The sequence below is a fragment of the Paenibacillus sp. WG02 genome (assembly GCF_055396115.1).
Genome location: NZ_AP036016.1, coordinates 4,467,632 through 4,489,580 on the forward strand (window position 1 = coordinate 4,467,632; position 21,949 = coordinate 4,489,580).

The following is a 21,949-nucleotide window of genomic DNA, read 5'->3' on the forward strand; positions in this document are numbered from 1 at the left end:
CCTTTCTTTGGCGCTAGCTGTTTACCGGTGACTTTAGTATAAAACGTGACGTTACGTAAGGTGCAAGTGGTTAGTTAGTATTTTGGTGTTAAATATATCCAAATGTATTCTATAAGCACTTTTAAAATCCTTCAATTCCCTTTTTTAGTAGCGATGAGTTATTCAACTCTTCTGCTAGATACCTTCTAACAAAGGACTATCTTTTAATAATCAAGAACCAAAATGAAATATTTACATATTCTATTAATATATCAAAAGAGATGGGGTGAAATGGTTGAGAGCTTCCTTAAATCTATCGAAAACAACATCAACAAGCCTAAAAAGATCTACACGTCTTCAACGAATACTAACGTTTACATTTCCTTTTTTCAATGGAACGGTTTTCACAGGGACCTTCCAGGTCCGGAACCTAGTAAATAGAGGAGAAATCATTGTTTCCCAACGCCGCGGAGCTGGCAGTATTACAACCCCTGTTGTCAGATATCAGATTGTGAATGCCGTAACTGGTATCCCGGTTACCAACAGCGTAACGCTGACTGGAACCCTTACCGTAGCTTTGAGCTTTCGTATACCGGCCGGAACGTACAAACTCCGAATCACGAATATTGGTGCAGGAGCAGCATCTGTACAAGGAGTTATTGTGGTATTCTAAGTTAAGATGTGCGCCCTTCAGGTGCACATCTTATATTTTTAAAACACAAAGAAACCACAGCACTTTTGAATGCTTTTAGTACCCTGTTCGTGTGCTCATACCATAAATAGAAACCTAAGGAGGATCGAAGTATGGCGAATAACGGCTTGCTTTGTGAGCAGTTCTCAAAGATTATAGGTGGCCAACCCGGCTTCGCTGGCGGAAAATGTGTGACGACAATAAATCGAGATCAAATAAGAGCAACAATTTTGGGAAAAAGATTTCGTGTAACGTCTTCTTTTTCGTTCGAATCTTTAAATAATAGAACTGGAAGAGCACTATGTTTAGGTAGAGGAGCATTCTTACAAAAAGAAGTCAATACATTCATTTCGGCCATTCGAAATCAAGGAATAAAAGTTTCGTCTGTTCGCAACGAATGGTTGTTCGAGCAACCGCGTTTGATTTATATCAATATTGAATCAGTTGATAGACCACTTGTTTTCGCAAGAAAAGTCAGGCAAGCGTTAAAAGCAATTCATTAAAGGTTGGCACTTAAAGCCATGGCCAAATATGCACCATAGACATTGAGAGTCATCAAACCTTTTTAAAAAAACCTCGTAAATAAAGAATAAAGCCGTTTTCCTAAAATGACTAGGAAAACGGCTTTATTCTTTATTCTTATGATACTTTTTCTTCGGCGGTTATAAGGGATCTCTATAGATTTATGTTCTTGTCCTCAGATGCACCTTTGTTATATAAAGGGATGCGGCATTCCATATGCATGCACAACTACCAGAGTGGCTGCAATCAAAGTAATCACAAAGGCCGGTATCGCTTTTCCAACAGGATGCTTGACTCTGAAATGTGAAAGGCAAGCCACCAGCATCGTGATGCCAATCCAAATGCCTGCCCATGCGGCTACTGCCGGATACCAGTATCCGATGACAAGTCCGGCTGACCCGGCTAATTGAACGAGCCCCGTAACAACTCGAAACCATTGCGGCAGTTCAATCGACTCGAACATTTCAACATGATTTTTCGTACCAGCCAGCTTGCTTCCGCCGGCAAAGGCCATAGTGAAGAGCAGAAAACTTTGTAAAATAACAAAAATAATAAACATAAGGTTCTCCTTCCCTTTTATAATTCAGCCAACATTTTTTCAAGCTTGCTGCACCATTTACCCCAGCCATACCTAGCGCCTTCGACTCCTTGAGCATTTGAGATTCCAGTTTGTTCGAGATGAAGGTTAACCTTTCCGTCCCCTAAATCCTGCAGGGTCCAGGTGACCGTGTGCTCCTCTCCGCTGGCAAAAGTATAGGACAACCGGTTTGGAACGTCCACGATTAGCACTTCGCCCTCAATAATTCCATTCCAATATTCGGTCGGCTGCGTGCGAAACTGAAAACGGTGTCCTTCGACGGGGTTAAAGTCATTTTCCATGATCCATTTGGCAAGCTTACTTGAATCGGTTAAGGCGGACCAAGCCTTCTCGATCGATGTCGTGTACTGAAAATCCAAGGCTAATGTTAAACTCATTCTTCTTCCTCCTCTAATAGTTGGTTCAAGCGCAACATATTCGTACTCCAGGACTTGCTGTAGAAAGCCAACCAATCTTGAATTTCTCTGAGTGGAGAGGCGTTTAGCTTAAATCGCGTTTCTCTGCCGACTTTTCGATCAAGTACCAGTCCGGCCTCTTTAAGGATTGTCAAATGCTTGGATATCGCTGTACGACCCATTTGAAACTGTGCCGTTAATTCATGAAGCGATATCTCCTCTGCTTCAGCTAACAGACGAATCAGTCGGCGCCTAGTTGGATCTGCAATCGCGTCAAACACATCTCGCAACTGGTTGCTCTCGCTCACAACACCCTCTCCTAAGTGTTTTGTCGATTCTCTGATTGGACACCATTTGGTGACACTTTGATTATAGGTCACCATTTGGTGTCGTGTCAACAATATTTTTAAACTCCACATGAAATTCCAACTTTTATTGTTTGAATTAGTACTGCGCTGCGGGAAAACGTTTGTATCCTTGTCCACCGACATTTTCTTACAGATGGACGAATCCTAAGTGACGTTCCCCTTCCACTGGAAAAATACGGCTTTCCCGATTTTCCTATTCGGGATCCCTCTGCATACGGCTACAAAATAACCCCTCTCTTGCAAGCCTTGGTGGATTGGGGAACGGCTCATATGCAGCATTTGAACGAGCTATATGGTGAAAATCGAACTTTGGAATCGTTCGAAGTTAATGCCATCCAATAATAACTCTTCCCATTTCCGATTGCCTTTTGTAAGATTTAAATAGAGGAAGGTCAAAAGAAATGCGGGGGGATCATCTTTTAATGAATACTTATCCTGAAGACTTTGAAACGTACACCGCTCGTGATGGTGCTCAACTTCCATATCGTTTTTTTGAGGGTCCATCCGATGTTGTACTTATTTTTCTACACGGTATTACGGAACCTAGCCTGTATTTGAGGGAATTCGGCCAATATGTATCTCAACATGGGCTCGCCACGGTGTACCTTCCGGATTTACGCGGGTATGGAAATGATCCCATTCGACGCGGCGACATTGACTACATCGGGCAACTTGATGATGATTTGGAAGACCTATTCTATTTTGTTCAGAAGTGTCATCCCGGTGCGAAAATCTTAGTAGGAGGTCATTCTGCGGGAGGTGCGACAGCACTCCGTCAAACCATACGACCGATGCATAAGGACATTTTTGCCTATTTACTCATTTCACCAGCACTTAGTCCTAATGCGCCACTTGATCGAAAAGGTGGATCCGGTAACGAATCCAAGGTGAGCATCCCACGATATCTGTTGTTGATGGTGCTCAATGCGCTTGGCATTCACCGTTATAATCACGCTATTGTATACCGCAGATTCACACCGATTGAAAAGCTACATGGGACTGAATCCTGTAATCTTAGCTATCGGCTCGCCTTGTCGCGCATGGTGGGGAATAATTACGAAACTTATTTGTCTCAGTTGACACAACCGACTTTCGTTTTGGTTGGGGCTGATGATGAGGTATTCGACGCTAGTGCATATAAACCACTTTATGAAAGATTTTGTAAGGCTGAGGTCCGCATCATTGCTGATCAAAATCACGACTCGATTGTAAAAACAGAAAATGCACTCTCAATCATGGGGAACTGGCTCAGAGTATTGCGGGGAGTGGAACAAGCAAAATCAGCAAGTGAAAGATATTGAGTTAAGTCCTCAATTTTAAAGCCCTCTCAGTGAGGGCTTTTATCTATCTTTTACACCTAACAGAACGTTCTCTAAGAAACGATAAAGAAAATCGAAGCAGATTTTGTTTCTTGAACCGTGCTCCAGCTACAGAATCGTAAATATCATCCTTATGTAACACAGGTACATTGATTCTCTTTGCTAGCTCGTTGGATAATGTCGATTTACTAGTCCCAGCTCTTCTCTAGCTTCGATAAGCCACGGATGTAGTAATTTTAGCTTGTCCCTCTGTTCCCACACATGATTATCTTGCTTTTAAGGTTGTATGGCATTCGATAGCATTTAGTACAATAACATTCGTGCAACCAAATATCTTTATTGCCATGCCTTTTAAAAGTTTTTGATGAATAATCCGATGATAACTGTACTCTTCCTTCAATATTTCAATACCTGAACTCTCATTTAGTCTTGTGTGTAATCAGAAGTAAGTTCTTCTATGACAGCAATAGCCTTTGATTTCGATAAGTTTATGTACTCGATAATGTCATTAAACTTATAGACTTCAAGTTCGCAATTCTTATTTTTTTCTATAATTTCAAAGTCCCCGTACATCTCATCAATAAATTTTTGTAAGTCGACTTGAGTTACATCATCAATTTCTCTCGGGAGAGCATCAAACCTCAACCAATCTTTTAAGTATTCCATATCATAATGAAAAAGCAGTTTTGTATTCATTTTTCTAAAATCTGAATGCCATCTTTTAATAAAGGTCGGGTCTAAATCTTGTTTTAGCTTTAATTCATATGGGTAATAGATATACTCCATCCACACGTTATCGGCAATTAAATGAGTCAAATATCCTAACGAGTAGTCATCCTTTATATCTGATAGGTATGTCTCAATGTATTTTTCGTAGTTAACCTGCCTAGTTCTTTTGTCTACATCTCCTTCGAAATAATGTGTAATTACTTTCCTTTCAAACGAGAAAGCAGCGTCAGGCGCAATTGAACCAACTAAAAAAACTCTCTTGTTTTTTACGGCAAGGCTAGAAGCGACCATCTCACCAATTATTAAATGCATCAACCGCGAACCCATAAAACCCCTCCTTAAACCACATTTTACCATGGGATTTGAGTTATAACTAACCTCCCGTTTAGAAAAGGCAGTATTGGCAAACAAAAAAAGTCGGAAAAGAAATGCGAAATCTGTTCACACAAGCGCTTTTACTCCGTTCGGATTCAGTCCTTTTGGATTTAGCCCGTTCTAGTTAGAGTTTGAGCGCCGTCCATTCGAGTTCGAGTTTGAATCTCCTTTTCAGAAGAGGATTCTTCTAAAAAGGAGACAAACTAACATCATTTGGACATATGTACAAAAACCCTTATTTTGTGAAGAAGCAAAAGGAGCTGCCGTGGCAGCTCCTTCGTCGTTTGTATAGAGTCCTTCATTGAACTAATGGTAACAATAGGTAAGCATTTGATGTTATCTCCAGCTTTTCCTCTGTTCCACACGGAGCGTGCTAGTTTCCCAGCACTCCGCGTTCCCTCTAACTGACTTTACTAGATCATAAGTTCCTCGTTACTCTAGGATATGGACCGTTAAGTCATTCCTGCAGGAGCAAATGAGTCTACTTCTTGCTTCCAACGTACCGCTAAAGAAGCGATTTCAGGATCATCCGGAAGCTTGCCCATTTTTTTATATTTACGGAATTCAGCAATAAGTCATCGCCCTTCTGCATAACTTTTCTCCAGCTCATTCTCGTCTAATGATTTAAACTGATTTTTTATTTCTTCTGCTTGCCTCGGCTTAAAATGTGGGCTCTGAATGATCCTCATCATTTGCATTGCCATCATAAACCGTTCACTTGATACCGATTGCCCTGAAACTAACAGTTCAAAAATATCTTGCAAGCGAACACGTAACTCTGCCAGTATGCTTATTTGCTCGTTTAATCGGGAAAGCTGCATTTCCAGCATATTTGTCAGATTATTACCAGGGTTATTAATCATTACTTTGATTTCCTCTAGAGCAAAACCGAGCTGCTTAAGCGATATAATTTGATGCAACCTAGTAACATCAGCATCTGTCTCTACGGTGCGCTTTCTTACCCTGGCGCCCATTTAAAATCTTTTTAACCAGTCCATGATTGTATCTACTGTTTCCATATATCTCTGTCCTACCAGCACGCCGGTATGAGTTGTGTTCCAAAGCCCTTTATATGCAGCATGGAGGTGCTCTGCTGTCACCCTCCCCCGACGGTCGTCATCATCACAGTTTACTGCTTTGATAACCAAGCACGGGCAAGATATTGAACTGCTGTCTATTGATATCCCCTTTGTCTCGATTGAAAAGGAAAAAGCGTTAAATGTCTTAGATGACTCCATTGTCAGATATTTTCTTTGAAATTCAATGTCATCTGCCGTTTCATCTATGCTTGTAAGCTCTTCACGAGCTGGGGCAGGCAATATGTTACCAGATATCATCTGGGCTAATTTTTTGTATGGTACTACTTCATGAACTTCTCTGCTTATGACTGAATCGATCAATACCAATCCTGCGATCTCGACGGTTTCAGCCAACTTCTGGCTCAAGATCCCCCCCATGCTAAATCCAATAAGAATTGGCGAAACACCACACTCAGCGATAACCTCTTTAATATCCTCCAAATAATCCTCGAAAGTTATCTTAGTCATATCCAACAGCCTGCTTTTGTAGTGACTTCTCAAGTTCATGACATAGCATTTCCACCCTTCATTGATAAAGTGAGGAATGTATTTGCTCCACATCCAACTTCCTGAGTAGCTACCGTGTACAAAAAGTAAAGGGGGCCTTTTTTTAGTTGCTTTCGGAAGGTTTTCCCCCTCGAATATCTCTAAAAATAAATCGTTTTCCCCAATGTATTTCTCCATATGATCGGGCAATTCTTTCGTAAAATCTTTCACGATTATTTCCTCCTCGAAATTTAATTTGATATCAAACTATTTATTCAAAAAAATTTAAAAGTTGTAATAAATCTTTTTTAAAACGTTAATCAGATCTTCTTTTTCTTTTTCAGAGATGTTTAAGTAAAACACGTCTAACATTTCTTTAGATATTGATTCAAAGATTGGTTTCAGTTCACTCCCCTTATGGGTTAAAGCAACATAAACAACCCTTGTGTCCTCTCTGTCCCTTTCCTTTGTCACATATCCAAGCCGGACCAACTTGTCAACAAGTGCTGTGACTGTAGATTTATCCTTATTAATTCCTTTAGAAATGTCCGCCATAGTGAGTCTGGGCTTCTTAAATAGTTCATAGATGATATCACCATGCGAAGTGCCAATACCGTCTATCCCATACTTCACCATCTCTGCTACTATAAATCGATTAACTTTCTCTCTAATTTTGGAAATCAATGAAATAGCATCTCTACTTTGCATAACCGTATTATAGTTTGATATCAAACCAATGTCAAATGTACTTTGTACGCTTCCCGGGGTGGGATGCTTATGAAAAACTATCGCATTTTCGATCCATTCCCTTAAAACTATACCGTTACTTATGGTATGGTTCACACCACATGATTTTTTTACATCATAAATCCGAGACACAGGAATGTAAGATTATCGAACAGTTGAAAATTGAGCTGGACAAATACATTAAAATACTACAACCAAACGGATTAAGGCAAAATTAAAGAGCATGAGCTCAATACAGTACCGAACTCATGCTCTAGAATCATGCATCGAGATGATTAAATGAAAAATGGGCTAAAGAAAAACGGAGACTCAGAAATTGCCAGCAAATCGAAAAGTACAAGCGGTGTGAATGGGTTGAAGAATGGTGAGAAAGCACTTGTGCCTACAGGCTTCTTATTTTGATCAAGATATATTTTCTTACGGTCCATCTTATGCAAAATGCCCTCTACAACCTGTCCTTCGCGTGTCATGACGTAAACCTTTTTTCCAATTAGAGTTTTCACATGTTTTTTATTGATTGCCATTTAATATCACCTTGCCTTTTAGATTTTTTTTATTTTGAAGGTTAATCGCGGTTCATGTACAAAAAATAAAATAATGACTAAAAGAACAAATACTATCGAGACAAGTAAAATCATTCCGTCACGAGATACTATAACAAGTAAGATAAACAGACCAAGAATGACACCTACACTAGTAAACATTCCGCCATAACCTCACAGCTTGTACCTATATATATTTCCTCCTCTCGATCTAACTTCTGTATTTCTATGATAGTGACAGGTTATGTGATTGGGTATTTCAAAGAATGTGCGTGCGTGGAGGGGAAACTAATATCTCCCTGTCAGTTGCAAGCCTGATCTCAATCATCCACTCTATCCGACCTCCATCATTCCGACCGTCGTCCCCGCTTATTCTATAAGTAAATCCAGATTCTCTTGATATGTCCGTGGGAAAGAACCCCGAGGACTTTTTCCTTTACATCGTAATGATACCCAACAAGGCGCACAGAACAAGGTTGTTACAGGCTAAAGCATGTCCTCCATAATACATCGAAACAACAGCCATCAAGACGCACAGGACAAGATATGTAGCCGAAAATCCGCCACCGGTAGTATTCATAACCAAAACAATTACCTCCTAATGAAATCTATGTGATTTTCTACTATTATACGGACCTTTAATACAATTGCTTGGACATCCTAGTTAGTTTCGAATAATAATCAGAGCATAAAGAAAGACTCTCACACTAAGCATCACCACGTACATCCACTACGAAAGCGTCAAAAAGCCCCCACCATGTGATCAAGATGAGAGCTCATTAAAGTTTGCCTCCTAAAGTTCACCAGAAGGCATATGAGCCGTGACGAAAATCGATTATAGGATTCTTGCTGGAAAGATGATTTTGTTCCAAAAGTTCTATCAAACTCTAAATGATCACTCAGGATGCTCAGCCTTGTACCATTCATCAAAATATCTATACACTAAACTGCCCATTTGTTGATTAAACCAAAAAAGGAGCCGCGTTAAGCAGCTCCTGTACTAAGCATCATCCATGGGTTATTGACGTATTTCGTCAGGTTATTTTGATTACGTTGCCATCATTGGATAAAATTCCGTTGTCATCACACCTGCAATAACGGCGGGATCTTCCGCGATGAGTTTTGGAACTTGATCTTAATTCTCAACCTCAATAATTGCGATTCCATGTGGGGCACTCGGATTTAGAACCGGTCCGAAAACCAAAGCAATTCCTTGATTCTGTTTGTCAGTCCAATAGGCAATATGTTGTAGCATGATGTTCCGTTCCTCTTCAGTCATGTCCTGAGGAAAAGTTGTTCTCGGTGGAGTGGACTTTAACATGAAATGTACTTTTCCTGGATTGCTGCTTGAGATATTGTCCGACATTGTGAATCCTCCATTGGCTGGATTTGTATTTCCGTTGTCACAACACTGAATTTCAATTATTTCATAAATTTCTTCTGAATACAATTTAACTAATGGAACAAAATTAACCTCATTCTTCCTGGACTAATTCCTGTTAAAAGGTAAATACGTGATTACCAATAGTAATCTTGGCGGTTCTTTTTTTGCTCCAAGATGACAGGGCAATATCAGGATTGTAAAAATACAGTGCCCCAGTTGTTGGATCCAAACCATTCAAAGCGGCTACTGCCGCACGGTAGGCTGACAAATTTGGTTTAAGGTTAAACTGGCCATCATCAACGGCTGAAAATTGACCTGGCTGATGAATAACCTCAGTGATGGAATCAGGAAATTTTTCGGACTGAACTCGATTAAGAACGACAGCTCCCACGGCAACTTGTCCTAAAAAGGACTCCCCTCGAGCTTCGGAATGAATTATTCGCGCCATTTCGTCCAGAACCGACTGTTTGGGTGAAATCGTTTTATTTAGTTTAGACAGAGTTAGGGAATCGGCTTCACCATCAACTGACAAGCCGTAACTGGCTTGAAATTTCTTTACCGCATTCTTAGTCTGGATGCCGTAGTAACCGGTAATTCCTGTTTTAAAGTAACCCAGTGCGGTTAATCGTTCTTGCAAATCCAGTACTTGGTCACTTTGTGTGCCCTGACCTAACGATTGCGCACCGACCGGTGCGGTCATCCCCATTACACCAAGGGAACAGACGCAGATAAGAGCCTGTAGTTTCTTCTTCATGTTTTAAGATAACCTCCTCTTCCTTTTACGCGCCGCACAAGCAACGACATGCAGCATTACAAATTTAGGGGTGTTGATCCGACTCAAGATGTCGCCTTACACGCTCGAAAAATAGGGAACAGCACAAGGCTGTCCCTATAAACTTCGGGAGAAACACCTATTAAGGGTCGCAAATCACAAAAAAGGAACTGCCGCGAAGCAAGCCCCTCAACTATAGTTCTCTGTAACAAGCTTTTATAATTTTACTGCTCTTTCACCTTGAGTTTAACTAAACTCGCGTCTACGAGGTAAAGCAAACCAAAGTCCATCGAGCCAAGCTAGCTCCTGTTCCGTTAATTTATCCATGTCAGCAGCACGCAGACTCGCGTCCAACTGCTCCGGACGACTCGCACCAATGATGGCGGAGGTGATTCCCGGTTGCTGTGTAACCCAACGTACGGCCGTCGTTGTTGGATCATAGTGATGTTCTTGGCACCAGGCCTGGTACTTTGCAACAGCGTCGAACTGCGCCTCTTGCCAATAACGTTCCTGATACAACGAACCCGCATTGTTTCCGAGTCCGAAACGAGTCCCCTCTTCGACACTTGCATGATTCCTATAACGGCCTGTCAACATGCCTCCTGCAAGTGGGTTGTAACTGATAATGCCAATCCCCTCATCAAGGGCCATTGGAACCAAGTCGTCCTCAATCATTCGAAACAAGAGATTGTAGCGAGGCTGAATGCTCACTATACGGGCGTAATTTTTTCTTTCAGCAATTCCGTTTGCTTTCGCCACCTGCCAAGCACGCCAATTTGATACACCTATGTAGCGGACTTTGCCTTGCTCAACGAGATCATCAAACGCACGTAAAGTCTCATCCATAGGTGTGCTTGGGTCGAATTGATGAGCTTGATAGAGGTCGAGATAGTCCGTTTTTAGACGGCGGAGGCTATCCTCTACGGATGTTATGATATGCTTCCTACTCAACCCACGATCATTTGCTCCGGATCCCATCGTACCAAAACACTTTGATGCTAGCACCACTTTGTCTCGTTTACTCTCTAGCCATTCCCCGATAATCGACTCGGTTGCACCTGCGTTGGCATAAGAAGCCCTCCCAATGGGATATACATCTGCCGTGTCGATAAAACTCACACCGGCGTCGAACGCCTTGTCAAGTATTTCGAAGGAGGTTTTTTTGTCTGCCTGATTGCCAAATGTCATCGTGCCCAAACACAGATTAGTTACTTTTAAGCCTGTTTGTCCTAAAGAACGAATTTCCAAAATAATTCACCTCTCCAAACTTTTTATTATTCTTTTATTAGAATATATAAGTACTTCCTTTTGTTATTGTTATTTTTCTGTTGAGAATACCTCTTTTGCAACCGTCATGGCTGACATTGCCTTCGGCCAACCTGCATAGAAAGCAAGATGGGTCATTACTTCGATTAGTTCTTCTTCCGTAAGACCGTTTTGTTTTGCTAAGTTTAAATGGGACTTCAATTGTTGCGTATTCCCGCCAGTAATTAAGCTAGATACAGTAATTAAACTACGGTCACGTGGAGTAAGCTCCTTACGTTTCCATACATCTCCGAATAAAACATCATCGGTTAATTCAACAATCTTTGGTGCAAAATCACCGAAGTTTTTCTGTGCGACAGTAAGTTCTTTTGAAGAATCTGACATTTAATATCCCTACTTCCACTTTTTTTTATTATTACTCTTCTATTTACAGAAGTTTAAGCTCATCCTTAATATGCACAAATGAAATAGAGACCGTTATCCCACGCGTTTTCATGCCCGTCCAAAATGACTGATCATGCGTAATTTAATTATGCAACGAATCAAAAAGAAACCGATATCCTGATCATCCTAAATGTTTGCCTATTTCTCTCACGTGAAAGAACACTTATGAATTTGTGATTGTGTATATAATAAAAAAACCAAATAGAATCCCCCCCTAACATTGATGAGAGAGTTTCTATTTGGCCTTTCTAGATAAAGATCGAACTAACTGCTTAAAATGCCTTCACACATTGGATACTTGCTCAGTAATTACCTGTTCCTGGGCATATGTTTCCTTCAGACGCTTCAAGTCAGCTTTGGGAGGAAAACCAAACATGCGAGAATATTCACGGCTAAACTGAGATGCACTTTCGTAGCCTACCCGGTAGGCAACCTCAGAAGCATCCGCCGACTCGGTTAATAATAGGCGCCGCGCTTCTTGCAACCGAAGCTGTTTTTGGAATTGAAGAGGGCTCATCGCAGTGATTTCTTTAAAGTGTCTATGTAACGAAGAAATACTCATATTCGCTATTTCGGCAAGTTCTTCAATCCGTAAGGGGCTATCATAGTTATTCATGATTTGTTCAGTAACAACTTTGATTTGATGGGTTGAGCTTCCTTCCATTACAATTTGCTCCAAAATAATCCCATTCTGACCTTGCAGAACCCGATAAAGAATTTCCTTCGTAAATAGTGGAGCAAGCACCGGAATATCTTTAGGATTATCAAGCAAACGAGCTAACCTAATGACCGAATCTAACAAAGATGATTCTATCTGGCTGACAAACATAGCTCGCTTCGGATTTTGTTTCGGATCAACACGAAATTCAGAACCATGTAAAAGCTCTAAGATTTGACTAGATGTGAATTCAAGTTTGAAACCCAAATATGGAACATCGGGAGTTGCTTCAGTGACTTGGGCGGTAACTGGCAAGTGAACGGATGCAACAAGGTAATCGGCAGGACTGTACCTAAAGCGCTCCTGTGCCAGCCAAACCTCCTTCGCCCCTTGAACTACCATACAAAAGGAAGGCTTGTAAACTCCATGGCTTTGTTCAACCGCATTCGAGACACGTATGAAAAATAAGGACGGAATAGCAGTTGGGTGAACACCGTCCTTTTGTGTAAAGCGCTCTATGATTTTGGTGAGCTCATTCTGCTGTTTAGTGATTATTTCAGACATTTGATTCTCCTTGTTCCTATTTTTTACCACATAAGAAAGTATAAGTTTTCGGCTCTCGAAAACGGCTTGATTATTGGCGATAAAACCTAATATAGGGATCTTTGGTCGTAGACCAAAGTCTCTCCTCGTTAAACGCGGTCGCTCATCATTGAACGGCCTCGATAGAGGTTTTCTCATAGTTCGATTATAATCCATATTTGTATGTTACATAAGTGGTAGTGAGAGGATTAGGCAAACATTTGGCACGAATGAGATAACGGTCTCTTTGTTATCTGGTGCATAATAAGGATGTGAAGAGTGGTGGATAAAGGTTAAATCGACTTACAAATAATTTTAAAAAATGGAGGATTATATATGCAAAAAGTAATTTTGAACAATGGTGTTGAGATGCCTATACTCGGTTTTGGTGTATTTCAGATTGCAGATCAAAATGAATGTGAACAAAGCGTTTATGACGCTATTATGGCAGGCTATCGGCTGATTGATACAGCTGCCTCTTATCTAAATGAAGAAGCAGTTGGCAGAGCGATCAGACGGAGTGGCGTGGCAAGAGAGGAATTATTTATTACTACGAAACTTTGGGTTCAGGATGCTGGTTATGAGCGCACAAAAAATGCATTTAAAAATTCACTGGACAGATTGCAATTGGATTATTTGGATTTGTATTTAATTCATCAGCCATTCGGCGATGTGCATGGTTCTTGGCGCGCTATGGAGGAATTGTATCGTGAAGGAAAGGTACGTGCAATTGGCGTTAGTAACTTCCATGAGGATCGTCTGATCGATTTAATCATTCATAATGAAGTAGTTCCTGCTGTAAACCAGGTTGAAACGCATCCTTTCAACCAACAAATCGAAAATGCAAAATTCATGAAAGAAAGTAATGTTCAGATCGAATCCTGGGCGCCTTTTGCTGAAGGGAAAAATAACTTGTTCCAGAATGAGCTATTGGTATCCATAGCTGAAAAGGTTAATAAATCCGTTGCTCAAGTGGTTTTACGTTGGTTGACACAAAGAGAAGTCGTTGTGATTCCAAAGTCCGTTCGTAAAGAAAGAATTATCGAAAACTTCAATATCTTTGATTTTGAATTAAGCCAAGAGGATATGGAGTCGATTACTACATTAGATACGAAACAGAGCCTATTCTTTTCACATCGCGATCCTGAAATGGTGAAATGGATCAGTAACCGTAAACTTGATATCTAACAATCGATCAGGGAGCAACTGCCGCGGCAGTCCGCTCCCTGTTTAATTGAAACCACCATCCTTTCTTACACCAGTATTTCATAGGATGAAGCTCTAATGTCCCCGAACTTCAAAATAACAGTCTTGTCATACTTCCTCGTTAGCGGAAAACAAATTATTTATTTATTTATTTTTATAACCCTGATATACAACTTCCTAATCAAGAGATCTGATCATTCTGTTTTCAATTTGTCCTAATGGCTTAAATCCATATTGTGCATATAGAGAATGGGCATCTTTTGTTGCAAGTTGAAAACTCGTTCCTTTTAATTTAGGGTGTTCTATGATGACACTCATTAACCATTTACTTAGTCCACGACCTCTATATTCATTTACTAGCATTTCATTCCCTCCTTTTGAATTATTCATCTACCACTGCCCTGTTTCTTAATAACACCAGTTTTGCATATAACTATAGGTCTTGAGATAAACGAATCATATCCCTGCATTGTATACCGTTTTCAAAAATTTCATCAGTGTAATGTTTTATAAAGAAGTCCCTATCAATCCCAACAATTCTAAAACCACATTTTTGATATAGTGCGAGTTGTCCCATACTTGAGTTCCCAGTGCCAATCTCAATGGTTTTATACCCCTGATACTTAGCATTGTTAATTGCATGCTGTACTATCTTCTTTCCTAACCCTTTACCTTGGTGGTTCTCGTTGACAGCAATATTCGCCAACTCAACTGTCTCAGGTCTTGTAGGCAATAATACATAGACTGCTAAAACAGTGTTATCCATCTCTGCTATATAGCACTGCCCTCGTTTGAGATATTCTTTAACAATCTGTTCAGAAGGGTCTGCTAGCAATAACAGCTCCATTGAAGGCGACTCGTAAGTATCTAACTTGCGTATTTCCATTTAAATCCTCCTTTATTGAACCATCATTACTCGTACTTAAGTATAATTCACCGTCGTTTAATGCTCATTTCTCCCCTTCTCTTCTATTCTACTCCAAAAAAGTGATTAATTCCTGCGAATAAGCGAGCACCCGTGAGAAAATTGAATCAACAATATATCAGACAGCATGGATGTATTTTAATAGCAGCGAAAGACATCACGATTTGGGAAGAGATTCAGGTGGAACGAAAAAAATACAGCCGGCCTCTCAAGAGGGCAGACTGTATTAGTTATTGGCTTTTAATTGGATGGAATGATTCGAATATCTTTATCCAAATTGGCAAGCATTATGAAATTGCGGTTGAAAGTAAAGATTCGTTTTACCTGATAATAGGACATGGTCACAGCAGTGAACGCTTCGCTGAGCGAGAAACGGAGCTCGGGCCTGTCCATAAGCAGTCTGCGCGATTCCCCCTCAAATTCGGGTCCGCTGGAGACGAGCGACAACTTGCCTTTACTCACTGCTTTATCAATTGCATTCAAAAAATACTCCGCCTTCTGATAGCTGTATTCATTACGAAGCCATTGATGAAGATCAAATATAATGGAGTTGGTCGTTATGTAATTACGTTCAAGATCATGCAAATCTAGAAACAGAGAACGGGCTTTCGCATAGTGTGGATCTTCAGGGTTCATTAAAGCGGCTAAAGCTGTTTCATCCAGAAAAATTGCATCCTGAATGTTCAAGTGGTTATCCATATGTCAGCACTCCTTAATCCTCAAGTTTGCAAATACCATCCAAATATAGAAGCGGGTTATCTTCCTTTTGATCCACTGAGATGGGGGTTGATTCGTAGGGGGCACTTGCCAGGTATTGGACAATGATTCCATTGACGATCGTTTGCACAGTCGTATGCTGCATGTCGGCGATCGCTTTCAGCTCATCATAATATTGCGGATTGAGTTCTATTGTGCCTTCTTCTTGCTCTTCACTTCTTGAAGAAATGAATTCGGAAGCGGTGGACTTCGCTTTTTGGAATTGATTTTGAATGAAGCGTTTGTAATTATTCGCCATCGTGATTCACTCCTTATGCATAGCTTTTATAAGCATTCGTCGAATTCTGTCGATTTCAGGGGGTGATGTCGGACATAACTGGGATCGAAAGCCATTTTCTAAATAAGGTGGGAGACGGGAATGAGAAAAGTATTATTCGTAAAGGCTAATAATCAAGCGCGCCTGCCTTACTTGGATGCTACTATGATTAACGGTGTATTCAAATTCAGTCAGGGTATACCTCGGCTATTTAGTCGTAACGGATGTCTTTCGTGAATAGTAAAAAAGTGACCCTCAGCATCGGGCCGAGGGTCTGAGTTTATATAACATGTTTTCAAATCAAAACTTTAATATTTATGATACGGTTTGGCGTGCTATCTGTAACGGCAGGTTTTCGCTTAAACCTAGCGTCTGCGCTGTTGAAGTATGAATTTCTTGGATGAGCTCTGGGTTTTTCAATAGTGACACGCCGTAAGAAGGAATCATTTCTTTTATTTTTGGTTCCCATGCTTTCATTTGTTGCGGGAAACATTTTTTAATTAACTCAAGCATCACGGAAACGGCGGTAGAAGCACCTGGAGAAGCGCCGAGCAATGCAGCTATCGAGCCATCAGCGGCACTAATAACTTCCGTACCAAATTGAAGCGTTCCTTTGCCAGCTTCCGTATCTTTGATAACTTGCACACGTTGGCCCGCTACTACTAAATCCCAATCCTCGCTTTTGGCGTTCGGGATAAACTCTCGCAACTCTTCCATGCGCTTTTCTTTCGATAACATAACTTGCTCGATCAGGTATTTTGTCAATGACATGTTTTTTGCACCTGCGGACAACATCGTTACGAGATTATCCGGTTTTACGGAAGTTACCAAATCAAATATTGAACCGGTTTTTAAAAACTTTGGTGAGAAGCCGGCAAACGGTCCAAATAACAACGATTTTTTATTGTCAATGAATCTTGTGTCAAGATGCGGAACCGACATGGGAGGAGCTCCAACCTTAGCTTTTCCGTATACTTTTGCATGATGCTGCGCGACAACATCCGGATTATTACACACCATAAATATTCCGCTTACCGGGAATCCGCCAATATGTTTTCCTTCAGGAATACCGGATTTTTGTAGCAAATGAAGGCTGCCTCCCCCGCCTCCGATAAAGACGAATTTTGCAGTATGGCGTTCGACGTTACCGCTGTCGTTTCTTACTTTCAATTCCCACGATCCGTCTCTAGTACGTTTAATATTATCAACGCTATGTTTGTAATTAATATCGACGTTTTTACTCTTTAAGTGGTCAAACAAAATACGCGTCAAAGCACCAAAATTGACATCCGTTCCAGAGTCGATTTTGGTTGCTGCTATAGGTTCATTCGATGGACGATCTTGGATAATAAGTGGAATCCATTCCATCAGCTTTTGAGGGTCATCGGAAAATTCCATTCCTTGAAACAATGGATTGTTCGACATCGCTTCAAAACGTTTCTTTAAAAACATTACATCTTGTTCCCCTTGCACCAAACTCATATGAGGCAATGGTATGATAAAGTCCTGCGGATTACGTATCAGTTTGCTTTCTACAAGATAAGACCAGAACTGCATGGAAAGCTGAAACTGTTCATTAATTTTAATAGCTTTGCTAATATCTATAGACCCGTCTGGATTTTCGACAGTGTAGTTAAGTTCGCACAGTGCCGCATGCCCTGTTCCTGCATTATTCCATTCGTTAGAGCTTTCTTCTCCTGCATTTTCGAGCTTCTCAAACACTGTAATTTCCCATTCCGGAACTAATTCTTTCAAAAGTGTCCCTAAAGTCGCACTCATGATTCCAGCACCAATTAAGATGACGTCTGTTTTAGTTTCTCTGCTGCTCATTTTTACCATCCTTATACCCTAAAATTTGCAGAAAGGTTATAGGCGCTCCTGCTTTTGCGCTACAGCAAGCCAGAGTTCGACCTAGTCATATACCTTTTCTGATCATTATAACCCTATGATTAAAATATTTATTTACTATTATATGATAGTTATAAGCTATACGACAAGAAGTGCGGCGAAGAAACCTTACCGGATAATACCAATAGCGTGCAAATTAATATTCGATAGAGCTTAATAGGACGGTGAATAACAGTCAAATTCAATTATCACTCTTTTATTTTAACATATTTTTATCCTAAACTAACCTGCCATTTAATTGAACTAAATTTGCCTAGAAGCTGCCATTCTTCTTTTGAAAAAAAGCCAACTGACAAAAGTAGTGTTTTTTCATCAAAGGATTCGACAAAGCTTAAATTGAATACATATCGTATGCATATACTAAGCTGATAAGAAAGGTCGTGGCTTCTGTGTACTCACACGAAGATTTAATTTCAATTCGACTAGGGATCATGCTTATTGTGGTTCCAATCCTGGGGGTAGCATCACTTTATTTGCTTAGATAAGTTTTTAAAAAGTAATTGATATCAATTCGTCAAACCCTGAAATAAATTCAACTTCTGTAACAGATAATATCCATGTCAACTGTCACTGAGGATCTTCTACCAGCATAAAAAATGGCTGACGTATGACGTCAGCCATTCTACTTAAATTCTCTATGCGATTTGAACCTTTTACTCCGGCAACAAGTCATATTCTCCTCTTCGTGAAATCCAGAATACCTTCGCCGATCTCCGCAAAAAATTGCTCTTCGCCTGTTTCCATATGTCATCTCAAAAACAAAAAAACCGCGATTTACGCGGTGTTCAGTCTGAAATACACATGAGAAACAAGTCTGGTCAACGTCTGGCGAGCAATGGAAACATGCCTCCTTGAAGCTTTTCGTTTTGTTCCAGATTCAGCGGATCGGTGATGATATGAGCTTTGCCATTGTAAGTCGTACCATCAGGCATGTAGATGATAGCTAACACGCGTCGCGGTTTGTCAGTTTTGTTGGCGTGCGCATAATGAAAGGTCAGCCCATTATGGAAAGTGCAACTGCCTTTACGGAGCGGAACTTGAACCGGTTTCGTTGTATCAATTGCCGTTCCTTTCGCTTCGTCGAAAATATTTTGCGGGTTTACCAGATCGATGCCTTGTAACTTACCGATCTTATGCGATCCAGGTACGAACATCATGCAGCCATTCGTTTCGTCCACATCGTCAAGTGGAATCCAGGCGGACACCGTCTTCGTCCGGTTCACTCCCTTCGACCCAATCTCGTCGTTCATCGGCCAATAGGGAAAATCCTGATGCCAAGGCGTCTCCTTCGAATCCTGTGGCATCTTCCACAGCGCTTGATCATGAAACAGGCGGATTCCACTTGCTTCCGCAAGCTCCAGCGCGACCTTTGCAAGAAGCGGATGTGCGGTATAACGCGCTATTCCCGCATGATCGCGCCAAACGTTAACCTTCTGGTTCAACACACGGTAATAGCTCATATCCGGCGTTGACGTCTTCTGTGATCGGCTTCCCTGCTCGCTCATTGCTTCCTCAATATAGCTAGTCAGCTCCCGCAATTTCATCCTTTGTCAGAATGTTATCCACTTGCACGAATCCGTTTTCTTTATAGAACTCTTTTTGCTCCGTACTTATAACATGGTTAACCATATCCATATTCTCCATTGTCAGGGCCTCCCTACTAGTTTCAAGATTACTTTAACATGGAAGTTATATAGTTAACTTGGTGGATTTTACATATAACCATGCGGATATTACTAACTGCGTAATTTAGCGAATATACTGTATATTGAAAACATATTGGATAAGATATGGAGGATAGGCAATGTCCCGCTTAACCAACAATCAATTTCTGGAAAGTCCTGTATTTCCTTTTTTTATGCAAATTTATAAGATTACGAGCGCGATTGACCCTCATTCGCACGAATTTGTTGAGCTTGTATTTGTGCGCAAAGGGAGGGGGCATCACTCCTATCGCGGCGAGAATTTTGCAATTTCGGAAGGCGATGTTTTCGTGATCGAACCAGAAGTAGAGCATGCTTACGACATAGAGCCCAACCACACGCTTGAAGTATACAACGTTCTGTTCCACCCTTCGTTTTTGACAAATGAAATGCGCGCTTTAGCCGAAGTGGAATCATTCGTCGATTTCTACTACATGGAGCCATTCATTCGCAATGCGGTCATGTTCCGAACCCGACTTTCCTTACCGCCGGCGCAACGAACGGAAGCTGACTTTTTACTGCAAAACATGCTCGCCGAGTTTACTGGCAAGAATTCCGGTTATCGTATCCTCCTCCGAACAAAGCTGATCGAATTGCTCGTTTTTTTGAGCCGGGGTTATACGATAAGAAAAGCAGATGAGTTCGTTGAACAAGGGGACGATGCTGCGCTCATGAAGCGAACATGCGAGTTCATCGCTGCACATTGCGATAAACCACTCACGCTCGATCAAGTCTGCCGTATGTGCGGTCTCGGGAGCACCGCTTTTACACTCAAGTTCAAACATTATACTGGACGCACATTTCTGGAATACCGCAATGAGATGCGAATCCGACTTTCCGAAATGCTCCTCGCCGAAACGAATAGGAAGATCATCAGCATTGCGTTGGAAACGGGCTTCGAGGACATTAGTCATTTCAACCGCACCTTCAAACAATTTACAGGTTTTACGCCAAAAGCATATCGGCTGCGTAAAAACCAAATTATGTGACTTCCAGCACAAAGTGATTGCGTACCCATTAATTATCGAAGAAGAGGTGATCAAATTTGCATAGTAACGTTGGTTTTGCCTTTAGCTCCGGTATTATTTTATTATTTCTTTTATTATCCTTTGCGTTATTTTTAGTGCATATCGTTTTATGCGTATGGGCATATCGAGATAGCCTAAGGAGAGGTAAAAGCAGTGAATTTGCAATAATTATTCTATTAGCAATGCTGTTTTTTCCAATCATAGGACTGATTGTTTATTTAATTATTCGTAATGATTAATCAGGAACTAAGATGTAACCATAGGCACCTCACCAACATATATATTAGGATAAAATTAATCAGATATGAGGAGGACTTATGGATATAAGAAATTATGGCTCTCAATCCCTTCATTTCCGAGCCCATCCAGTTCTGGATCAAATCTTAGCCAGTTGGTCGGGACAACCCAAAGATACGGCTTACATGCTAATCAAGAAATATGGATTACCAAGCGAAGCGAGCGCAAGAAGAATAATATGGTATAATAATGGCCCTTGGAAACGCACTATTGTTCATCTTGATACCGTACCGCATCACTTTCCTACTCCCCATCTAGATTATTTGGAACAGACGATCGATTATAGAGTCCCTCCTGAACGCTTTGACGAGCTTGCTAAATTCGACGGAAGTTTATATCCTGACCGTACGAGCGGCGAAGCCACTGCAAAATGCGACCAGGAAGGAGCGAATTTTATGGCTTTGAATTTAATGAACGATATCGTTGCTCACAAGCTCACCGCAGAACAAGCCAGACAACAAGCTACCGAGATTGAGAAAAAATTTCGACTTCAAGGTCAATCTTCGCCATATATCGAAAGATTTCTATTTCCTAAACAAAAGCAAACCGCAGACCCTGATGTCAGTTATTTTAAATGAATTGGAATTTAGTATACCGTTCTACTCTACCCAATACTTAATGGACAAATAGGAACTGCCGCGAGGCAGCTCCTTTCAATGAGAATTAAATGATGAGTTGCCTTGTTCTCATGTTGCATGGGTTCGTTTTTTGAAAAGAACAACGATAAAAAACGGCCTATATACGCATCTATGACGCGATAGGCCGTCTTTATTTTTCTCGTTATTCTTAGTGTTCGATTAAGGAGTTGCAGAAATTAAATTACAAAAGCTGTTGTGATGATGACTAAAAGAATGAAAAGAACCAAGATAATTGCTACGTTGTGACTCCATCCATAACCTACTCCGCTCATATT

General features: G+C 40.8%; 29 protein-coding genes. 7 read left to right on the top strand and 22 right to left on the bottom strand.

Annotation, left to right across the window (positions count from 1 at the left end; genetic code table 11):
- Positions 1-274: 274 nt before the first annotated feature.
- Together ACBP55_RS20150 and ACBP55_RS20155 are read left to right on the top strand one after the other, a co-directional pair.
- Complete coding sequence (locus tag ACBP55_RS20150) at positions 275-652, top strand: hypothetical protein (protein ID WP_464644458.1); 378 nt, start codon at positions 275-277, stop codon at positions 650-652.
- A gap of 131 nt (positions 653-783) precedes the next feature.
- Positions 784-1,173 (top strand): DUF1259 domain-containing protein, encoded by a 390-nt coding sequence (locus tag ACBP55_RS20155; protein WP_464644459.1) that lies wholly within the window; start codon positions 784-786, stop codon positions 1,171-1,173.
- 209 nt (positions 1,174-1,382) lie between these two features.
- Here the strand turns inward: ACBP55_RS20155 and ACBP55_RS20160 are convergent, their stop codons facing one another.
- From ACBP55_RS20160 to ACBP55_RS20170, 3 genes are read right to left on the bottom strand one after another with little or no spacing between them, the layout of a single operon-like run.
- Positions 1,383-1,751 (bottom strand): DoxX family protein, encoded by a 369-nt coding sequence (locus ACBP55_RS20160; protein ID WP_464644460.1) that lies wholly within the window; start codon positions 1,749-1,751, stop codon positions 1,383-1,385.
- A gap of 17 nt (positions 1,752-1,768) precedes the next feature.
- Entirely contained in the window at positions 1,769-2,167 is a 399-nt protein-coding gene (locus tag ACBP55_RS20165; protein WP_464644461.1) for an SRPBCC family protein, read from the bottom strand.
- Entirely contained in the window at positions 2,164-2,493 is a 330-nt protein-coding gene (locus ACBP55_RS20170; RefSeq protein WP_464644463.1) for an ArsR/SmtB family transcription factor, read from the bottom strand. Before ACBP55_RS20170 ends, ACBP55_RS20165 begins: the two co-directional genes overlap by 4 nt.
- A 482-nt stretch (positions 2,494-2,975) precedes the next feature.
- Here ACBP55_RS20170 and ACBP55_RS20175 point away from each other — a divergent pair, with 482 nt between their 5' ends.
- On the top strand, positions 2,976-3,854 hold the full coding sequence (locus ACBP55_RS20175) for an alpha/beta hydrolase (protein ID WP_464644464.1): 879 nt from the start codon (positions 2,976-2,978) through the stop codon (positions 3,852-3,854).
- A 441-nt stretch (positions 3,855-4,295) separates the two neighbouring features.
- On the opposite strand, the gene ACBP55_RS20180 is transcribed toward ACBP55_RS20175, so the two are convergent.
- The 11 genes from ACBP55_RS20180 to ACBP55_RS20230 form a co-directional block, all read right to left on the bottom strand.
- Positions 4,296-4,928 (bottom strand): zinc dependent phospholipase C family protein, encoded by a 633-nt coding sequence (locus ACBP55_RS20180; RefSeq protein WP_464644466.1) that lies wholly within the window; start codon positions 4,926-4,928, stop codon positions 4,296-4,298.
- 623 nt (positions 4,929-5,551) lie between these two features.
- A complete protein-coding gene (locus tag ACBP55_RS20185) occupies positions 5,552-5,950 on the bottom strand; it encodes a MerR family DNA-binding protein (RefSeq protein WP_464644468.1) in 399 nt (132 codons plus the stop codon).
- Positions 5,951-6,772, bottom strand: coding sequence for an alpha/beta fold hydrolase (locus ACBP55_RS20190; protein ID WP_464644470.1), 822 nt, complete (start codon positions 6,770-6,772; stop codon positions 5,951-5,953). It lies immediately after the preceding gene.
- Positions 6,773-6,826: 54 nt separating this feature from the next.
- Complete coding sequence (locus ACBP55_RS20195) at positions 6,827-7,384, bottom strand: MarR family winged helix-turn-helix transcriptional regulator (protein WP_464644472.1); 558 nt, start codon at positions 7,382-7,384, stop codon at positions 6,827-6,829.
- A 179-nt stretch (positions 7,385-7,563) separates the two neighbouring features.
- On the bottom strand, positions 7,564-7,812 hold the full coding sequence (locus ACBP55_RS20200) for a hypothetical protein (RefSeq protein WP_464644474.1): 249 nt from the start codon (positions 7,810-7,812) through the stop codon (positions 7,564-7,566).
- 454 nt (positions 7,813-8,266) lie between these two features.
- Positions 8,267-8,416, bottom strand: coding sequence for a hypothetical protein (locus ACBP55_RS20205; RefSeq protein WP_464644476.1), 150 nt, complete (start codon positions 8,414-8,416; stop codon positions 8,267-8,269).
- 549 nt (positions 8,417-8,965) lie between these two features.
- Entirely contained in the window at positions 8,966-9,196 is a 231-nt protein-coding gene (locus ACBP55_RS20210; RefSeq protein WP_464644477.1) for a hypothetical protein, read from the bottom strand.
- Positions 9,197-9,329: 133 nt separating this feature from the next.
- Positions 9,330-9,968, bottom strand: coding sequence for a cell wall hydrolase (locus tag ACBP55_RS20215; RefSeq protein ID WP_464644479.1), 639 nt, complete (start codon positions 9,966-9,968; stop codon positions 9,330-9,332).
- A gap of 264 nt (positions 9,969-10,232) precedes the next feature.
- Positions 10,233-11,234, bottom strand: a complete 1,002-nt coding sequence (locus ACBP55_RS20220; protein ID WP_464644480.1) for an aldo/keto reductase — start codon at positions 11,232-11,234, stop codon at positions 10,233-10,235.
- Between the two features lie 69 nt (positions 11,235-11,303).
- Positions 11,304-11,636: a carboxymuconolactone decarboxylase family protein gene (locus ACBP55_RS20225; protein WP_171649522.1), complete on the bottom strand. Its 333-nt coding sequence runs from the start codon at positions 11,634-11,636 to the stop codon at positions 11,304-11,306.
- Between the two features lie 343 nt (positions 11,637-11,979).
- Positions 11,980-12,918, bottom strand: a complete 939-nt coding sequence (locus tag ACBP55_RS20230; RefSeq protein WP_464644483.1) for an AraC family transcriptional regulator — start codon at positions 12,916-12,918, stop codon at positions 11,980-11,982.
- Positions 12,919-13,272: 354 nt separating this feature from the next.
- On the opposite strand from ACBP55_RS20230, the gene ACBP55_RS20235 reads away from it, so the two are divergent.
- Positions 13,273-14,124: an aldo/keto reductase gene (locus tag ACBP55_RS20235; RefSeq protein ID WP_464644484.1), complete on the top strand. Its 852-nt coding sequence runs from the start codon at positions 13,273-13,275 to the stop codon at positions 14,122-14,124.
- Positions 14,125-14,319: 195 nt separating this feature from the next.
- Here the strand turns inward: ACBP55_RS20235 and ACBP55_RS20240 are convergent, their stop codons facing one another.
- The 4 genes from ACBP55_RS20240 to ACBP55_RS20255 all read right to left on the bottom strand — a co-directional run bounded on the left by ACBP55_RS20240 (position 14,320) and on the right by ACBP55_RS20255 (position 16,082).
- Positions 14,320-14,505 (bottom strand): GNAT family N-acetyltransferase, encoded by a 186-nt coding sequence (locus ACBP55_RS20240; protein WP_464644486.1) that lies wholly within the window; start codon positions 14,503-14,505, stop codon positions 14,320-14,322.
- Positions 14,506-14,575: 70 nt separating this feature from the next.
- Positions 14,576-15,028, bottom strand: coding sequence for a GNAT family N-acetyltransferase (locus tag ACBP55_RS20245; RefSeq protein ID WP_464644488.1), 453 nt, complete (start codon positions 15,026-15,028; stop codon positions 14,576-14,578).
- 279 nt (positions 15,029-15,307) lie between these two features.
- The gene (locus tag ACBP55_RS20250) at positions 15,308-15,766 is read right to left on the bottom strand and encodes a type II toxin-antitoxin system VapC family toxin (RefSeq protein WP_464644489.1); all 459 of its coding nucleotides are present in this window, start codon (positions 15,764-15,766) and stop codon (positions 15,308-15,310) included.
- Positions 15,767-15,779: 13 nt separating this feature from the next.
- The gene (locus tag ACBP55_RS20255; RefSeq protein WP_464644491.1) at positions 15,780-16,082 is read right to left on the bottom strand and encodes a hypothetical protein; all 303 of its coding nucleotides are present in this window, start codon (positions 16,080-16,082) and stop codon (positions 15,780-15,782) included.
- Positions 16,083-16,202: 120 nt separating this feature from the next.
- Here ACBP55_RS20255 and ACBP55_RS20260 point away from each other — a divergent pair, with 120 nt between their 5' ends.
- Positions 16,203-16,337, top strand: a complete 135-nt coding sequence (locus ACBP55_RS20260; protein ID WP_464644493.1) for a hypothetical protein — start codon at positions 16,203-16,205, stop codon at positions 16,335-16,337.
- Between the two features lie 78 nt (positions 16,338-16,415).
- On the opposite strand, the gene ACBP55_RS20265 is transcribed toward ACBP55_RS20260, so the two are convergent.
- From ACBP55_RS20265 to ACBP55_RS20275, 3 genes are all read right to left on the bottom strand, one after another.
- Positions 16,416-17,930: a malate:quinone oxidoreductase gene (locus ACBP55_RS20265; RefSeq protein WP_464644494.1), complete on the bottom strand. Its 1,515-nt coding sequence runs from the start codon at positions 17,928-17,930 to the stop codon at positions 16,416-16,418.
- A gap of 896 nt (positions 17,931-18,826) precedes the next feature.
- A complete protein-coding gene (locus tag ACBP55_RS20270; protein WP_464644495.1) occupies positions 18,827-19,513 on the bottom strand; it encodes a phytanoyl-CoA dioxygenase family protein in 687 nt (228 codons plus the stop codon).
- A 16-nt stretch (positions 19,514-19,529) separates the two neighbouring features.
- Positions 19,530-19,652 (bottom strand): hypothetical protein, encoded by a 123-nt coding sequence (locus tag ACBP55_RS20275; protein WP_464644496.1) that lies wholly within the window; start codon positions 19,650-19,652, stop codon positions 19,530-19,532.
- Between the two features lie 160 nt (positions 19,653-19,812).
- Here ACBP55_RS20275 and ACBP55_RS20280 point away from each other — a divergent pair, with 160 nt between their 5' ends.
- A complete protein-coding gene (locus tag ACBP55_RS20280; protein WP_464644498.1) occupies positions 19,813-20,700 on the top strand; it encodes an AraC family transcriptional regulator in 888 nt (295 codons plus the stop codon).
- A gap of 356 nt (positions 20,701-21,056) precedes the next feature.
- Positions 21,057-21,614: a hypothetical protein gene (locus tag ACBP55_RS20285; RefSeq protein ID WP_464644500.1), complete on the top strand. Its 558-nt coding sequence runs from the start codon at positions 21,057-21,059 to the stop codon at positions 21,612-21,614.
- 236 nt (positions 21,615-21,850) lie between these two features.
- On the opposite strand, the gene ACBP55_RS20290 is transcribed toward ACBP55_RS20285, so the two are convergent.
- The gene (locus ACBP55_RS20290; protein WP_127527793.1) at positions 21,851-21,946 is read right to left on the bottom strand and encodes a sporulation protein YjcZ; all 96 of its coding nucleotides are present in this window, start codon (positions 21,944-21,946) and stop codon (positions 21,851-21,853) included.
- Positions 21,947-21,949 lie beyond the last annotated feature (3 nt).

Excerpts from the sequence above, each read along its gene's own strand:
- ACBP55_RS20155 (WP_464644459.1), top strand. The coding sequence starts at position 784 with ATGGCGAATAACGGCTTGCTTTGTGAGCAGTTCTCAAAGATTATAGGT.
- ACBP55_RS20160 (WP_464644460.1), bottom strand. The coding sequence starts at position 1,751 with ATGTTTATTATTTTTGTTATTTTACAAAGTTTTCTGCTCTTCACTATG.
- ACBP55_RS20165 (WP_464644461.1), bottom strand. The coding sequence starts at position 2,167 with ATGAGTTTAACATTAGCCTTGGATTTTCAGTACACGACATCGATCGAG.
- ACBP55_RS20175 (WP_464644464.1), top strand. The coding sequence starts at position 2,976 with ATGAATACTTATCCTGAAGACTTTGAAACGTACACCGCTCGTGATGGT.
- ACBP55_RS20180 (WP_464644466.1), bottom strand. The coding sequence starts at position 4,928 with ATGGGTTCGCGGTTGATGCATTTAATAATTGGTGAGATGGTCGCTTCT.
- ACBP55_RS20185 (WP_464644468.1), bottom strand. The coding sequence starts at position 5,950 with ATGGGCGCCAGGGTAAGAAAGCGCACCGTAGAGACAGATGCTGATGTT.
- ACBP55_RS20200 (WP_464644474.1), bottom strand. The coding sequence starts at position 7,812 with ATGGCAATCAATAAAAAACATGTGAAAACTCTAATTGGAAAAAAGGTT.
- ACBP55_RS20210 (WP_464644477.1), bottom strand. The coding sequence starts at position 9,196 with ATGTCGGACAATATCTCAAGCAGCAATCCAGGAAAAGTACATTTCATG.
- ACBP55_RS20215 (WP_464644479.1), bottom strand. The coding sequence starts at position 9,968 with ATGAAGAAGAAACTACAGGCTCTTATCTGCGTCTGTTCCCTTGGTGTA.
- ACBP55_RS20225 (WP_171649522.1), bottom strand. The coding sequence starts at position 11,636 with ATGTCAGATTCTTCAAAAGAACTTACTGTCGCACAGAAAAACTTCGGT.
- ACBP55_RS20230 (WP_464644483.1), bottom strand. The coding sequence starts at position 12,918 with ATGTCTGAAATAATCACTAAACAGCAGAATGAGCTCACCAAAATCATA.
- ACBP55_RS20235 (WP_464644484.1), top strand. The coding sequence starts at position 13,273 with ATGCAAAAAGTAATTTTGAACAATGGTGTTGAGATGCCTATACTCGGT.
- ACBP55_RS20240 (WP_464644486.1), bottom strand. The coding sequence starts at position 14,505 with ATGCTAGTAAATGAATATAGAGGTCGTGGACTAAGTAAATGGTTAATG.
- ACBP55_RS20245 (WP_464644488.1), bottom strand. The coding sequence starts at position 15,028 with ATGGAAATACGCAAGTTAGATACTTACGAGTCGCCTTCAATGGAGCTG.
- ACBP55_RS20250 (WP_464644489.1), bottom strand. The coding sequence starts at position 15,766 with ATGGATAACCACTTGAACATTCAGGATGCAATTTTTCTGGATGAAACA.
- ACBP55_RS20255 (WP_464644491.1), bottom strand. The coding sequence starts at position 16,082 with ATGGCGAATAATTACAAACGCTTCATTCAAAATCAATTCCAAAAAGCG.
- ACBP55_RS20260 (WP_464644493.1), top strand. The coding sequence starts at position 16,203 with ATGAGAAAAGTATTATTCGTAAAGGCTAATAATCAAGCGCGCCTGCCT.
- ACBP55_RS20265 (WP_464644494.1), bottom strand. The coding sequence starts at position 17,930 with ATGAGCAGCAGAGAAACTAAAACAGACGTCATCTTAATTGGTGCTGGA.
- ACBP55_RS20270 (WP_464644495.1), bottom strand. The coding sequence starts at position 19,513 with ATGAGCGAGCAGGGAAGCCGATCACAGAAGACGTCAACGCCGGATATG.
- ACBP55_RS20275 (WP_464644496.1), bottom strand. The coding sequence starts at position 19,652 with ATGGAGAATATGGATATGGTTAACCATGTTATAAGTACGGAGCAAAAA.
- ACBP55_RS20280 (WP_464644498.1), top strand. The coding sequence starts at position 19,813 with ATGTCCCGCTTAACCAACAATCAATTTCTGGAAAGTCCTGTATTTCCT.
- ACBP55_RS20285 (WP_464644500.1), top strand. The coding sequence starts at position 21,057 with ATGGATATAAGAAATTATGGCTCTCAATCCCTTCATTTCCGAGCCCAT.
- ACBP55_RS20290 (WP_127527793.1), bottom strand. The coding sequence starts at position 21,946 with ATGAGCGGAGTAGGTTATGGATGGAGTCACAACGTAGCAATTATCTTG.